Origin of the sequence: Streptomyces sp. VRA16 Mangrove soil, assembly GCF_017377775.1 — a bacterium.
Taxonomy (GTDB): Bacteria; Actinomycetota; Actinomycetes; order Streptomycetales; family Streptomycetaceae; genus Streptomyces.
In genome coordinates this window covers 23,258-37,389 of sequence record NZ_JAFVLN010000017.1, presented here as the reverse complement: position 1 = coordinate 37,389, position 14,132 = coordinate 23,258, and the positions used below count along the sequence as shown (strand labels likewise).

Sequence of the window (14,132 nt, the reverse complement as noted above, 5' to 3'; positions counted from 1 at the left end):
GGGCGGCATGGACCTGCACGTCGAACCGCCCACGGGCGTCGGGCCGCTGCGCCTCGGCATGACCCGGGAGGAATCCGCCCCCGCGCTGGAGAGCCTGCGCGCGCCGGGCTTCCACAGCCCGCGCGACCGGGCAGGGGTGTGGCTGCACCGGCCCGACGGGCTGGGCATCTCCCTGGAGCACCTGGCGGGGCGGCTCGCCGCCGTCGAGCTGTGGAACCCCCTCGGCGGCGCCGACCGGGTCCTGTACCGCGGCCTCGACCTGTTCGGCACGCCCGCCGCGGCCGTGCGCGAGCGCCTCGCGCGCACGGCCGCGCTGACCCCGGGCGACGACGGCATCTCCTACGTCGCCCCGGACCTGCTGCTCGCCCTGTGGCGGTCCAACGCGAGCGACGACCCCGCCGACCCCAACCACTACTTCGCCTCGGTCCTCGTCGCCGCCCCCGGCTACTACGACGGGCCGGGCGGGCCCGCCGACCGATGACCTCCGCACCGCGCCGCCGCACCCCCGCCCCGCCGCGCGAGAACGTGCTCGCCGCGACCATGGCGATGATCGCCGAGAGCGGCCTGGAGAAGCTGACCATGGCTGCGCTCGGGCGCGAGGTCGGGATGAGCAGCGGGCACCTCGCCTACCACTTCGGGTCCAAGGACGAGCTGCTGCTGCGCACCCTGGAGTGGAGTGAGGACCAACTCGGCGCCGAGCGGCGGGAGTTGCTCGTGCGCGGCGGCAGTGCGCGGGAGCGGGTCGACGCGTACGTCGATCTGTACGTGCCCGACGGACACCGCGACCCGCACTGGTCGCTGTGGCTGGAGGTGTGGAACCGGTCGCAGAACGCCGACGACGAGGCCCGCGCCCGGCAGGCCGCCATCGAGGGCGCCTGGCACCGGGACCTGGTGGCGCTGCTCGCGGAGGGCCTCTCGCGCGGCGAGTTCCGGCCGGGCGTGGACCCCGACCGCTTCGCGGCGCGGCTGCGGGCGCTGCTCGACGGGTTCTCCATCCACGTGGCGATCGGCCTGCGCGGCACAGACCGGAACCAAGTGCTCGCGCACGTACGGGAGTTCCTCGACGAAGGGCTCAGCGTCCCGCAGTGAAGCGGACCGGTGTGCCCGGCACCGCCTGGGCCGCCGCGGCCAGGGACTCCTCGGCCACCACCGCGATCACCGGATAGCCACCGGTCGTCGGGTGGTCGTGGAGGAACACCACGGGGCGCCCGTCCGGCGGCACCTGCACGGCGCCCAGCACCATGCCCTCGCTCGGCAGCTCGCCCGCCGACTCCCGTTCCAGGGACGGGCCTTCGGTGCGCAGGCCGATGCGGTTGCTGTGCGACGAGACCGTGAAGGACGCCGACAGGAACGTACGGACGCCGGCCGGTGTGAAGCGGTCCGTGCGCGGTCCCAGGTGCACCGGCAGGACCAGCTCGGTGGGCGGCGCGAGCCAGGGGGCCGCCGCGGGCAGCGCGGGGGAGGGGACCGGCGGCGCGCCCACGGGGAGCACCGCGCCCTCCGCCAGCGGGGCCGGGCCCAGGCCCGAGAGCAGGTCGGTGGCGCGGCTGCCGAGGACCGGGTCCACGGCGATGCCGCCGGTGACGGCGAGGTACGAGCGCAGGCCGCGGGTCGCCGGGCCCGCGTCCAGGACCGACCCGGCCGGTACGTGCACGGGCGCGCCCCACGGCGCCGGGCGGCCGTCGACCGTCACCGGGCAGGGCGCCCCGCCGACCACGACCGTCACCGGGTGGTCGGGGCGCAGGGCGCAGCCGGTCAGCGTCGTCTCCAGGACGGCGGCGCCCTCCGGGTTTCCGGCCAGCCGGTTGGCGAGCCGCATCGCGGGGGCGTCGAGCGCGCCGCTGCGCGGGACGCCCAGGTGGGCGTGGCCGGGGCGGCCCGCGTCCTGGACGGTGGTGAGGGCGCCGGGGCGCACCACGGTCAGCTTCACGCTCATGACGGGACACTCCGGTAGCGCACCCGGGTCCCGGGCGACAGCAGCGCCGCCTGCTCCCGGTCCGGGTCCCACAGGACGGACGGATCGGGCATGGACCCGATGAGCTGCCAGCCCCCGGGCGTCGCCCGCGGATACACCGCCGAGTACGGCCCGGCGAGCGCCACGGCCCCCGCGGGGACCCGGGTGCGCGGGGTGTCCCGGCGCGGCACGTGCAGAGGTTCCGGCAGCCCCGTCAGATAGCCGAAGCCGGGGGCGAAGCCGCAGAAGGCGACGCGGTACGTGAACGAGGCGTGCAGCGCCGGGACCTCGTCCTCGGCGACACCCCAGAGCGCCGCCACATCGGCCAGGTCGGGACCGTCGTACACCACCGGGATCGTGACGACGTCCCCCTCGGCGCGCGCGGTCGACGGCACGTCCAGGGACGTGAGCTGGCGGGACAGGGCCGCGGGGTCGCGCACCCCGTCCAACAGGATCGTGCAGGCGCCCGGCACGATCTCTGCGACCGGCGCCAGCGTGCCCGCGGCGCGGCGGCGCAGCAGCTCCGCGTGGAGCGCGCCGGTCCGCTCGCCGTCCGGCAGTTCCACGAGGAGCGCGTGCCGCCCGGCGGGACGCACCCGCAGCCCGCTCACGCGAACGCACCCACCTTGACCCCGGCGCCCTCCAGCGCGGCCCGCACCCGCGCCGCGATCCGCGCCGCCCCCGGGGTGTCCCCGTGCACGCACAGCGAACGGGCCGCGACCGCGACGCGCGTACCGTCGACGGCCTCGACCCCGCCGTCCACGGCGAAGTCGACCGAGCGCCGCACCACCGCCTCCGCGTCCTCGACCACCGCGTTCGGCTCCCGGCGCGGCACGAGCGTGCCCTGCGGGGTGTACGCGCGATCGGCGAACGCCTCACGGACCGGGGCGAGCCCCGCCTCCTCGGCCGCGGCCAGCAGTCGCGACCCCGGCAGCCCGAGCACCGGCAGCGCATCACCCGCGAGCCGCACACCGTCGACCACGGCGCGGGCCTGCGCCTCGTCGTGCACGGTCCGGTTGTAGAGCGCGCCGTGCGGCTTCACGTACGAGACCGTGGCTCCGGCCGCCTCCGCGAACACCCGCAACGCGCCGATCTGGTACGCCACTTCGGCCGCCAGCTCGTCCGCCGGCACATCCATCGCCCGCCGCCCGAACCCGGCGAGGTCCCGGTACGACACCTGCGCGCCGATCCGCACACCGCGCTCGGCGGCGAGCTCGCAGACCCGGCGCATCACGCTCGGGTCACCGGCGTGGAAGCCGCAGGCGACATTGGCGCTGGTGACGACGGAGAGCAGGGCCTCGTCGTCGGTGAGCGTCCAGCGGCCGAAGCCTTCGCCGAGGTCCGCGTTGAGGTCGATCACGTCCTGGATCACGGTCTCAACGTAAGCGATTGTTGAACGATTCGACAAGGGGTCGATTCTGTTACGAGCGCTCGTACCCCTTGTTCGATCGTTCAACGATCCCCTAAGGTCCGTGCATCTTCCACGAAACGGAACCGGGTCGCCGACGCTGCGCTCCGGCCGCCGTTTTGGCCCCGTCCCTCCATGCCTCAAGAAGGCGGCCCCATGATCGTGCTTCTCGGCGTGCTCGTGGTGATCCTCGGATTCGTCACGCGCCGCAACCCCGTCCTGGTCGTCGGTGTCGCGGGCATCGCCACCGCCCTGCTCGCCAAGATGAACCCGCAGGAGATCCTCGCCGCCTTCGGCAGGGCCTTCGCCGACAGCCGGTCCATCACCGTCTTCGCCGTCACGCTCCCCGTGATCGGCCTCCTGGAGCGGTACGGCCTGCGGGAGCAGGCCCGCACCCTCATCGGCCGCCTCGGAAAGCTCAGCGCCGGCCGGTTCCTCGCCGCGTACCTGCTCATCCGCCAGGTCACCGCCGCCTTCGGACTCACCAGCATCGGCGGCCCCGCGCAGAGCGTCCGCCCGATGGTGGCCCCCATGGCGGAGGCCGCCGCCGAGCGCCGCGCCGGGGCGAAGCTGCCCGAGAAGGTCCGCGAGAAGGTCCGCTCGCACGCCTCCGGCGCCGACACCGTCGGCCTCTTCTTCGGCGAGGACTGCTTCATCGCCATCGGCTCGATCCTGCTGATCACCGGGTTCGTGAACTCGACCTACCACCAGCAGCTCGAACCCACCCAACTCGCCCTGTGGGCCGTGCCGGTGGCCGTCTGCGCCTTCCTCATCCACGGCTCCCGGCTGCTGCTGCTCGACCGGCAGCTCGACCGGGAGATGTCCCTCGCCGCCGCCGAGCACGACCTGCCGCTGCCCGCCGGTCCCGACCAGGCCGAGGAGGCCGCCAAGTGATCAAGGTCGAGTGGCTCTACTGGCTGATCGGTCTCATATTCGTCGTCATGGCCGTGCAGATGGCCATGGACCGCACCAATCCCAAGCGCTGGACGTCCGCCGCGTTCTGGGGACTGCTCGGACTGACCTTCCCGTACGGCACCGGCGTCGTGAACGGCGAGCTGAACGCGGCCACCCCCGGCACCGCGAGCTGGACCCTGCCCGCCGAACCGCTCGGCGTCGCCGTCCTCGCGCTCATCGTCCTCGCGGGCTTCAACTTCATCGGCAAGGGCGTCCCGGTCACCACCACGAGCGAGGAGCGCGAGGCGTCCGCCGCCCGGCTCGGCAGCAAGATCTTCATCCCCGCGCTGACCATCCCCGTCGTCGCCCTGGTCTGCGCCTCGTTCCTCGACGAGTCCGGCCTCTTCGAGACCGGGAAGGCCACACTCATCGGCCTCGGGCTCGGCTGTGTCGTCGCGCTCGTCGTCGGCCTGCTGGTCACCGGCGAACGCAGGCCGTCCGTGCCGCTGCACGCCGGGCGCTCGCTCCTGGAGTCCATGGGCTCCGCGCTGCTGCTGCCCCAGCTGCTCTCCGTGCTCGGCGCGATCTTCGCCGTCGCCGGGGTCGGCGACCAGGTCGGGAAGATCGTCAACGACGTGCTGCCCGACCACTCCACGTACCTGGCCGTCATCGCCTACTGCGTCGGCATGTTCCTGTTCACCGTGATCATGGGCAACGGCTTCGCCGCGTTCCCGGTGATGACCGCGGCCATCGGCTGGCCGGTCCTCATCCAGCAGATGCACGGCAACGAACCCGGGGTCCTCGCGATCGGCATGCTCGCCGGATTCTGCGGCACGCTCTGCACCCCGATGGCGGCCAACTTCAACATCGTTCCGGCGTCGCTGCTCGAACTGAAGGACCAGTACGGGCCGATCAAGGCGCAGCTGCCCACGGCGCTGCCGCTGCTCGGCTGCTGCATCGTGATCATGGCCGTGTTCGCGGTCTGAGGAGGGACCTGACGATGACCCGAGTTCTGCTCACCGGATTCGAACCCTTCGGCGGGGCGAGCGTGAACCCGTCCTGGGAGGCGGCACGGCTCGTCGCGGCCGCGCCGCCGGACGGCCTGGACGTCGCCGCCGTCCGGCTCCCGTGCGTCTTCGGCGAGTCGATCGCCGCCTTGCGGAGTGCGGTCGCCGACGTCCGGCCCGATCTGGTGGTCTGCCTCGGACAGGCGGGCGGCCGTCCCGGGGTCACCGTGGAGCGGGTCGCGATCAATCTCGACGACGCCCGGATCCCCGACAACGCCGGGGCCCAGCCGATCGACGAGCCCGTGGTGCCGGGCGGGCCCGCCGCGTACTTCTCCTCGTTGCCGGTGAAGGCGTGCGTCGCCGCGATGCGGTCCGCCGGGGTGCCGGCGGCCGTGTCCCACACCGCCGGCACCTTCGTCTGCAACCACGTCGCGTACGGGCTCGCACATCTGCTGGCGACCGAGCTTCCCGGGGTGCGGGGCGGGTTCGTGCATGTGCCGTGGGCGCCGGAGCAGGCGCTCGACGCGGGTGCGCCGAGTGTGGCGGTGGACGTCGTGGCACGGGGGGTTGCGGCGCTGCTCGGCGCCGCCGCGGTGACCGAGCACGATCTCCGGGTGACGGAGGGGGCTACGCACTGAGCGCAGCAGGGGGTGCGGTGGATGGCCGGGCGCGGGCCGGTGGTCCGTCCCCGCGCAGTTCCCCGCGCCCCTGAGACGCGCACCTTCGGTGCGGCCCCTCATGCAGGGGCGCGGGGCCGTGTCCATCGGCGGCTCCGCCGCGGGGCGCGACCAGCCCCCACCGGACCCGCAGTCGATCAAGCACCCAGAAAGGCCCACCATGCCCACCCCCGCCCACCACATCGCCGGGATCGCCGCCGCGAACATCACCCGCGTCTACCCCAACTTCCCGGCCCACCTGGTCACTTCGGCCACCGAGGACACCCGCCCCGACACCCTGCACCCGGCCTTCTACGGCGCCTACGACTGGCACTCCTCCGTGCACATGCACTGGCTGCTGGTGCGGACGCTGCCCCGGCTGGACGCCCCGGGCGAGTTCACCGGCGTACTGGACCGGCACCTCACCCCGGAGCACCTCGCCGTCGAGGCCGCCTACCTCCTCGACCGGCCCTCGTTCGAGCGGCCCTACGGCTGGGCCTGGCTGATCGCGCTGGCCGCCGAGTGCCGGGGGACCGCATGGGAGGCCGCCTTCACGCCCGCCGTCGACGCGGTCGGGCGGCTGCTCGCGCAGTGGCTGCCGAAGGCCACGTACCCGGTGCGCCACGGCACCCACGCCAACAGCGCCTTCGCCCTCGGGCTCGTCCTCGACACCGGCGCCGCGGCGGGGCTCGGCGACGGCACCCTCGACGCCGTACGCGAGCGCCTGCGCTCGTGGTTCGCCGACGACCACGACGCCCCCGCGCACTGGGAACCCTCGGGCCAGGACTTCCTGTCGCCCGCGCTCACCGAGGCCGACGCGGTGCGCCGGGTGCTGCCGGAGGGGGAGTTCGGGCGCTGGCTCGACCGGTTCCTGCCCGCCCTCGCGACCGGTGCGCCCTGCGCCCTGCTGGACGTGCCGGTCGTCTCCGACCACGCCGACCCGCAGATCGGGCATCTGCTCGGGCTCGCCCTCTCGCGTGCCGCCGCGCTGTACCCGATCGCCGCCGCCCTGCCCGAAGGGCCCGTGCGCCGCCGCCTGACCGAGGCCGCCGACGCGCACCTCGCCGCGGGCCTGCCCGCCGTGGACCGGGGCGACTTCACCACCGACCACTGGCTCGCCACCTTCGCGGAGCTGGCACTGTCCGCACGCCCGGCGCACCCGGCCCCATGAACACAATGACCACAAGTACGCGCGATCGTTGCCCCGTACACCCTTGTCATGGACGGGAAAGATCATCGAGGGTGGCGCCTCATGGGACGAGAGCAATGGAAGAAGATCCTGGTCGGATCGGCCGGGAACATGGTCGAGTGGTTCGACTGGTTCGTGTACGCGAGCTTCGCGACCTACTTCGCGGGGGCCTTCTTCCCCGACGGGAACCCGACCGCCCAGCTGATGAACACCGCCGGCATCTTCGCCGTCGGCTTCTTCATGCGCCCGGTCGGCGGCTGGCTGCTCGGCAGGGTCGGCGACCGCAAGGGACGTAAGGCCGCGCTGACCCTCACGGTCACGCTGATGTCGGCATCGGCGGTGCTGATCGCCGTCGCGCCCACGTACGCGGTCGCGGGCTACGGCGGCGCCGTGGTCCTGCTCGTCGCCCGCCTCCTGCAAGGACTCTCGGTCGGCGGCGAGTACGCGGCCAGCGCCACCTATCTCACCGAGGCCGCCGACCCCGAGCGGCGCGGCTTCGCCTCCAGCTTCCAGTACGTGTCGATGACGGCCGGACAGATCGTCGGGCTCGGACTCCAGATCGTCCTGCAGCGCACCATGAGTGACGACGCGCTGCACAGCTGGGGCTGGCGCATCCCGTTCATCGTCGGCGCCCTCGGCGCGGCGATCATCTTCTGGCTGCGCCGCTCCATGCTGGAGACCGAGGTCTACGAGGAGTCCGCCGACGACGACGGCACGGTCGGCGGTGACGACAAGGGCACCATCAAGGCGCTGTGGGCGCACCGGCGCGAGGCGTTCCTGGTCATCGCGCTCACCATGGGCGGCACCGTCGCGTACTACACGTACACGACCTACCTCACCAAGTACCTGTCCAACTCGGCCGGGTTGAGCAAGGAGACCGCCACCCTCGTCTCCTTCTGCGCGCTCATCGTCTTCGCCTGTCTCCAGCCGCTCGCGGGCGCCCTCTCGGACCGCATCGGGCGCCGCCCGCTGCTGATCACCTTCGCCGTCGGCTCGACCTTCCTGACCGTGCCGATCATGACGCTGCTGCAGCACGCGGGCTCGTTCTGGCCGGCGCTCGGGCTCGCCCTGCTCGCGCTCGTCGTCGTCACCGGGTACACGTCGATCAACGCCTGTGTGAAGGCCGAGCTCTTCCCGACCGGCATCCGCGCCCTCGGCGTCGCCCTCCCGTACGCCATCGCCAACGCCCTGTTCGGCGGCACCGCCGAGTACGTCGCCCTGTGGTTCAAGAACGCGGGCACCGAGTCGGGCTTCTACTGGTACGTCGCCGGCTGCGCGGCCGTGTCGCTGATCGTCTACCTGACGATGCGCGAGACCCGCGACATCGACCTGAACCGGGTCAAGTCAGTGGAAAACGTGCGGGAAGCCGCCGAATCGGTCGCCTGACCGCATCGTGAGACCACGGCCCGGGTCCCGCTCGGGCTGTGGCAGACTGCCGCCGTGCTCTCGTTCGCCATGATTATTGGCAGCAGGCGCGCCGGTCCGCAGTGACCGCCTCGTACGACCCGGTACGGGCGGACACCGTCGTCCTCGACCCGCGCGCAGACCTCTCGCACCCGCGAGGGGTTTTTCTGTTTCTCGGCCCACCCTCAGCCGGGAGAAGAGCGCGGGGGATCATAGATGGACGGTGGAGCCGGTCATTCCGGTACGAAGACCGAGATCCCACATCAGGAGCCAGATCAGCATGAGCAGCAGCCCCAGCGAACGTAACGGCGACGCACTCGACGATTCCCGCGACACCTTCCATGTCTTCGACACCACGCTGCGCGACGGCGCGCAGCGCGAGGGCATCAACCTCACCGTCGCGGACAAGCTGACCATCGCACGGCACCTGGACGACTTCGGCGTGGGCTTCATCGAGGGCGGCTGGCCCGGCGCCAACCCCCGCGACACGGAGTTCTTCGCCCGCGCGCAGGAGGAGATCGACTTCAAGAACGCCCAGCTGGTCGCCTTCGGCGCGACCCGCAGGGCCGGCGGCGACGCGAGCGAGGACCCGCAGCTCAGGGCGCTCCTGGAGTCGGGCGCCCCGGTGATCTGCCTGGTCGCCAAGTCGCACGACCGGCACGTCGAGCTCGCGCTGCGCACCACCCTGGAGGAGAACCTGGAGATGGTGCGGGACTCCGTCTCGTACCTGGTGTCCCAGGGCCGCCGCGTCTTCGTCGACTGCGAGCACTTCTTCGACGGCTACCGCGCCAACCCCGAGTACGCCAAGTCCGTCGTACGCACCGCGCACGAGGCCGGCGCCTCCGTCGTCGTGCTCTGCGACACCAACGGCGGCTTCCTGCCCGCCCAGGTCCAGGCCGTCGTCGCCACCGTCATCGCCGACACCGGCGCCCGGCTCGGCATCCACGCCCAGGACGACACGGGCTGCGCCGTCGCCAACACCCTGGCCGCCGTCGACGCCGGCGCCACGCACGTCCAGTGCACGGCCAACGGCTACGGCGAGCGCGTCGGCAACTCCAACCTCTTCCCGGTCGTCGCCGCCCTGGAGCTCAAGTACGGCATGCAGGTGCTGCCCGAGGGCAAGCTCCGCGAGATGACCCGGATCTCGCACGCCATCGCCGAGGTCGTCAACCTCACGCCGTCGACGCACCAGCCGTACGTGGGCGTCTCGGCCTTCGCGCACAAGGCCGGCCTGCACGCCTCCGCGATCAAGGTCGACCCCGACCTGTACCAGCACATCGACCCGGACCTGGTCGGCAACCGCATCCGGATGCTCGTCTCCGACATGGCGGGCCGCGCCTCCATCGAGCTCAAGGGCAAGGAGCTCGGCGTCGACCTGCGCGGCGACCGTGAGCTGGTCGGCCGGGTCGTCGCCCGCGTCAAGGAACGCGAGCTCAAGGGGTACACGTACGAGGCCGCCGACGCCTCCTTCGAGCTGCTGCTGCGCGCCGAGGCCGAGGGCCGGGAGCGCAAGTACTTCCGCGTCGAGTCCTGGCGGGCCATCGTCGAGGACCGCCCCGACGGCACCCACGCCAACGAGGCCACGGTGAAGCTGTGGGCCAAGGGTGAGCGCATCGTCGCCACGGCGGAGGGCAACGGCCCGGTCAACGCCCTGGACCGCGCCCTGCGCGTCGGCCTGGAGCGCATGTACCCGCAGCTCGCCAAGCTCGAACTGGTCGACTACAAGGTCCGCATCCTGGAGGGCAAGCACGGCACGGAGTCCACGACCCGCGTGCTCATCTCCACCACCGACGGAGAGGACGAGTGGTCCACGGTCGGCGTCGCGGAGAACGTGATCGCGGCGTCGTGGGGGGCCCTTGAGGACGCGTACACGTACGGTCTGCTGCGGGCCGGGGTGGAGCCCGCCGAGTAGCACGAACCACTGGCCGTTGGGGCCTGCGGGCCCCAACGGCCTCCTCCGGCGGCTTACTTCACGGCGTGACTCAAAAGGACGTTCCATGTGCGCGTCAAGACTTCACGCCGTGAACGCCTCGACCCGTCATTCACCCCCGGGCTGCGTTAGCGTCGAGGTATGAGGCCCCTCATCGCGGCCCTCGCCGCGTCCCTTCTCGCGCTCGGCGTGCCCCTGGCCGTGGCGCCCCAGGCCTCCGCCGCCACGGGGGTCTCCGCCGTCGCCGACGCTCTTCAGAAGAGCCCGGTCTACGTCGATCCGGCCGCCGGCACCGGTCTGACCTCGGCGGATGTCGCCGACCTCACGAAGACGATCAAGGATGCGGACAAGCCGGTGATGGTCGCCGTGCTGCCCGGCGGCTTCCCGACGCAGGGCCTGTTCAACGATCTGCGGACGAAGACGGGGATCGTCGGGGTGTACGGGGTCCGGCTCGGCGACGCCTTCGACGCGCGCGCCGACCACACGGTCATGTCGAACCAAGCCGTTCGGAACCTGACGGCGAGCGTCCAGGGCGAGCCGGTGAAGCAGCAGCTCGACGACTTCGTCGACACCGCCGTCCGCACGGCCAAGGGCTCGGCGCCCTCCTCCTGGGGCGTCGACAACGGGGACGGCGGGGTGCCGGTCGGCGCCCTCGTCGGTGTCGGCGGCGCGCTGGTCGTCGGCGGCGCGGGCGCGTACGCGCTGGTCAGGCGGAACCGGCGGCGCCGCGAGGAGGAGCAGCGAGCCGCGCTGGAGAAGCTGCGGGTGGTCGTCGACGAGGACATCACGGCGTTCGGCGAGGAGCTGGACCGGCTCGACTTCCACCCCGCAGAGGCGGGCGCCGACGACGCGATGCGGGCCGACTACGAACGGGCGCTGGACGCGTACGAGCAGGCCAAGCGGTACATGGCGGCCGCCGCGCGCCCCGAGGACGTGCGCGGGGTGACCCAGGCACTGGAGGACGGCCGCTTCTCGCTCGCGCTGCTCGCCGCCCGCCGCGAGGGGCGTGAGCTGCCCGAGCGGCGCCCGCCGTGCTTCTTCGACCCGCGCCACGGGCCCTCCGTGCAGGACGCCGCGTGGACGCCGGCCGGGGGCGCGCCGCGCGAGGTCCCGGTCTGCGCGGCGGACGCGGCCCGGCTCGCCGACGGCGGCGAGCCGCTGGTGCGGACCGTGGACGCGGGCGCGGGCGAGCGCCGCCCGTACTACGACGCGGGGCCCGCCTACGGACCCTGGGCGGGCGGCTACTTCGGCGGCGGGATGCTGCCGGGGCTGCTGGTCGGCACGGTGCTCGGCTCGATGATGGCGAGCCCGGCGTACGCGGCGGACTACGGCGCCGGGTACGGGGACTTCGGCGGCGGCTCCGGGTACGACGGCGGCGACTACTCGGGCGCCGACTTCGACTCGTCCGACTTCGGCGGGGACTTCGGCGGGGGCGGCGACTTCGGGGGCGGAGGCGGGGGAGGGGACTTCGGCGGCGGCTTCTGAGTGCCCGCCCCGCGCAGGGCGAGCAGCGTCGCGTCGTCCGTGCGGTGCGGGCCGTCCAGGCGCGCGACGATCTCCTCGGCGTAGGCCTGGAGCGCCTCGTGTCCCGGGGCCGCCGCCTCGGCCCGGAAGCAGTGCTCCGCCGCGTCGAGGAAGCGCCGGGTGTCCGCGTCGGGGTCGCTGTCCCGGCGCTCGGTCAGGCCGTCCGAGTACATCAGCACGATGTCGCCCGTGCGCAGGGGCGTGTCCACGGCGTCGTACGCGGTGCCCGGCAGGACCCCCAGCGGAAGACCGGGGCCGGAGGCGGGGAACGGCAGCGGTGCCGCGCGGCCGTCCCGTACGAGCACGGGGCGCGGGTGGCCCGCGCAGGTCCAGCGCAGCAGGCCGTGCTCGGGGTGGTAGTGGGCGATGATCGACGTCGCGGTGGACTCGATGCCGTCGGCGCACGCCAACTCGTTGAGCCACTGCGTCAGTTGTTCGACGGGTGCGTCGGTGTGGGCGAGGCCCGCGAGCGCGTACCGCAGCTTCGCCATGAGCGTGGTCGCCGCGAGTCCGTGGCCGCGGGCGTCACCCAGGGCGACCAGCAGCCGCCCGCCGGGCAGCCGGCGGGCCTTGTACCAGTCGCCGCCGACCCCGGCCTCGCGGGCGTCTGGCCGGTAGACGGCCGCGGTCTCCAGGCCGTACGAGGCCAGCTCGTCCTGGAAGTGGGGGAGCACCGCCTCGCGCAGCGCGTCCGCCACCTCCGCGACGGCCTCGGCGCGCTCGCGCTGGCGGCGGGCCTCGCGTTCGGCGCGCTCGGTGCTCTCCCGGCGGCGCCGTTCGGCGGTCGTGTCGGTGATCACCCCGCGTACCGCCCACACCAGGGAGCCGGGCGCGATCCGCGCCGGCTCCGCGGTCAGCCGTACCGTACGGCGCCCCGGACCGCGCAGCCGCAGCTCGCAGTCGGCGGTCCGTTTGCGCAGGATGACGTCGTACAGGGCCTGGTACAGGGCGTGCAGACTGTCGGCCGTGACCGCGTCCGCGACATCGGTCAGGGTGGGCAGCGGGGCGTCGCGCTCCAGGCCGAGCACTTGGCGGAAGCCACGGGACGGCTCGATCCCGTCGTCGCCGAGGTTCCACTCGGCCCAGCAGGTGCGCACCAGGTGCTGGGCGGCGGCCGCCATCCGCAGGCGGCTGCCCCGCTCCCAGGTGAGCAGCAACTGGTCGCCGCAGGGGGCGACCCGCACCTCGTCGTTGATGCGGACCGGGCCCGCCGCCGTGTTCGCGACCCATTCCACGGTGACCGGACCCTGCGGGGTGCGGTCGTGGTGGGCACGGGCGAGCATGCCGGGGATCGCCGTGCCGGCCAGGGAGGGCAGACGCGCGTACAGCGGAACGGGCCCGGTCCACGGGGGGAGGGTGCCCGGGGGCAGCCGGTCGGCCACGTCGGCGCGGGCGGCGGAGTTCTGTGCGACGTAGAGCGCGTCGCGGATCGAACCGTCGTCGTCGACGACCGGGCTGAGCACGATCGCCGGCAGGGGGAGGGCTTCCAGGATGTCGGGCCCCGACGGGATCGCGGGCGGCGGCGCGGCGGGTCCCGGCGCGGCCGGGCGGGGCGCCTCGGAGGCGTGCTGCTCCGTGTACGACCTGATCCGGCGGCGCTGGGCGCGCAGGAGTTCCCGGATCGCCCGGAGCTCCAGGCGGGAGCGCGCGTCGGACGGCGGGGCGGGGTCGTTCATACGGGGTGGGGTGCTCCTGTGCGGAAACGGCCGGTCCGAACAGCTTGGACAGCGGGCGCCCGGTCGGCGAGCCGGCGTAGCCCATGCGGCGGGTGTTGTTCCCGGGGTCCGGCAGCGGTTGGCCTGCCGGAGGTGCGATGAACCGGGGCCGGGCGAGCCGGCCCGGAACGGCCCTCCCGGCCCCGCCGCCGGACCACCGCGACCTCTTCGAAGACCGCGGCTTCCTCGAAGACGGCGGCTTCCTCGACCACCGCGGCTTCCTCGCCCACCCAGCCCTCCTCGAAGACCGCGGCCTTCTCGACCACCGAGCCCTCCTCGAAGACCGCAGCCTTCTCGACCACCGCGCCCTTCTCGACCACCGCGACGAACGGCACCCGCACGTACCTGTCGGGGCCCGCGACGACGTGCCGAGCGGTACGAGGCCGGCGTCGACCCGCGGTTCGGCGGGTGGGGTCAGGGCTCCAGATGCCCGCCGATCCCCGTGCCGGAC

At 73.3% G+C, this 14,132-nt stretch carries 14 protein-coding genes; 9 read left to right on the top strand and 5 right to left on the bottom strand.

Going from position 1 to position 14,132, the window contains the following annotated elements; all coding sequences use genetic code 11:
* Positions 1–7: 7 nt before the first annotated feature.
* Both J3486_RS34415 and J3486_RS34410 read left to right on the top strand, forming a co-directional pair.
* Positions 8–481 (top strand): hypothetical protein, encoded by a 474-nt coding sequence (locus J3486_RS34415; protein ID WP_207827676.1) that lies wholly within the window; start codon positions 8–10, stop codon positions 479–481.
* Positions 478–1,089, top strand: coding sequence for a TetR/AcrR family transcriptional regulator (locus J3486_RS34410; protein ID WP_207827674.1), 612 nt, complete (start codon positions 478–480; stop codon positions 1,087–1,089). The genes J3486_RS34415 and J3486_RS34410 overlap by 4 nt, the downstream gene beginning before the upstream one ends.
* On the opposite strand, the gene J3486_RS34405 is transcribed toward J3486_RS34410, so the two are convergent.
* Genes J3486_RS34405 through J3486_RS34395 form a run of 3 tightly spaced genes read right to left on the bottom strand, consistent with a single transcriptional unit; the run spans position 1,073 to position 3,314 of the window.
* Entirely contained in the window at positions 1,073–1,936 is an 864-nt protein-coding gene (locus J3486_RS34405; protein ID WP_207827671.1) for a biotin-dependent carboxyltransferase family protein, read from the bottom strand. The genes J3486_RS34410 and J3486_RS34405 overlap by 17 nt on opposite strands.
* Positions 1,933–2,565 carry an allophanate hydrolase subunit 1 gene (locus tag J3486_RS34400; RefSeq protein ID WP_207827670.1) on the bottom strand — a complete coding sequence of 211 codons (633 nt, stop codon included), beginning with the start codon at positions 2,563–2,565 and terminating at the stop codon, positions 1,933–1,935. The genes J3486_RS34405 and J3486_RS34400 overlap by 4 nt, the downstream gene beginning before the upstream one ends.
* A complete protein-coding gene (locus tag J3486_RS34395) occupies positions 2,562–3,314 on the bottom strand; it encodes a LamB/YcsF family protein (RefSeq protein WP_207827842.1) in 753 nt (250 codons plus the stop codon). The genes J3486_RS34400 and J3486_RS34395 overlap by 4 nt, the downstream gene beginning before the upstream one ends.
* 204 nt (positions 3,315–3,518) lie before the next feature.
* Here J3486_RS34395 and J3486_RS34390 point away from each other — a divergent pair, with 204 nt between their 5' ends.
* From J3486_RS34390 to J3486_RS34360, 7 genes are all read left to right on the top strand, one after another.
* On the top strand, positions 3,519–4,256 hold the full coding sequence (locus J3486_RS34390; RefSeq protein ID WP_207827668.1) for a DUF969 domain-containing protein: 738 nt from the start codon (positions 3,519–3,521) through the stop codon (positions 4,254–4,256).
* Positions 4,253–5,242 carry a DUF979 domain-containing protein gene (locus tag J3486_RS34385; RefSeq protein WP_207827666.1) on the top strand — a complete coding sequence of 330 codons (990 nt, stop codon included), beginning with the start codon at positions 4,253–4,255 and terminating at the stop codon, positions 5,240–5,242. Before J3486_RS34390 ends, J3486_RS34385 begins: the two co-directional genes overlap by 4 nt.
* Positions 5,243–5,256: 14 nt before the next feature.
* Entirely contained in the window at positions 5,257–5,901 is a 645-nt protein-coding gene (gene pcp, locus J3486_RS34380; protein ID WP_207827664.1) for a pyroglutamyl-peptidase I, read from the top strand.
* 199 nt (positions 5,902–6,100) lie between these two features.
* A complete protein-coding gene (locus J3486_RS34375; protein ID WP_207827663.1) occupies positions 6,101–7,090 on the top strand; it encodes a DUF2891 domain-containing protein in 990 nt (329 codons plus the stop codon).
* 81 nt (positions 7,091–7,171) lie between these two features.
* Positions 7,172–8,494 (top strand): MFS transporter, encoded by a 1,323-nt coding sequence (locus J3486_RS34370; RefSeq protein ID WP_207827661.1) that lies wholly within the window; start codon positions 7,172–7,174, stop codon positions 8,492–8,494.
* 298 nt (positions 8,495–8,792) lie between these two features.
* Positions 8,793–10,424, top strand: coding sequence for a citramalate synthase (cimA, locus tag J3486_RS34365; RefSeq protein WP_207827659.1), 1,632 nt, complete (start codon positions 8,793–8,795; stop codon positions 10,422–10,424).
* Between the two features lie 159 nt (positions 10,425–10,583).
* Positions 10,584–11,927 carry a hypothetical protein gene (locus J3486_RS34360; protein ID WP_207827657.1) on the top strand — a complete coding sequence of 448 codons (1,344 nt, stop codon included), beginning with the start codon at positions 10,584–10,586 and terminating at the stop codon, positions 11,925–11,927.
* On the opposite strand, the gene J3486_RS34355 is transcribed toward J3486_RS34360, so the two are convergent.
* Together J3486_RS34355 and J3486_RS34350 are read right to left on the bottom strand one after the other, a co-directional pair.
* The gene (locus J3486_RS34355; protein WP_207827656.1) at positions 11,822–13,642 is read right to left on the bottom strand and encodes a PP2C family protein-serine/threonine phosphatase; all 1,821 of its coding nucleotides are present in this window, start codon (positions 13,640–13,642) and stop codon (positions 11,822–11,824) included. The genes J3486_RS34360 and J3486_RS34355 overlap by 106 nt on opposite strands.
* Complete coding sequence (locus tag J3486_RS34350) at positions 13,639–14,016, bottom strand: hypothetical protein (protein ID WP_207827655.1); 378 nt, start codon at positions 14,014–14,016, stop codon at positions 13,639–13,641. Before J3486_RS34350 ends, J3486_RS34355 begins: the two co-directional genes overlap by 4 nt.
* Positions 14,017–14,132: the final 116 nt, after the last annotated feature.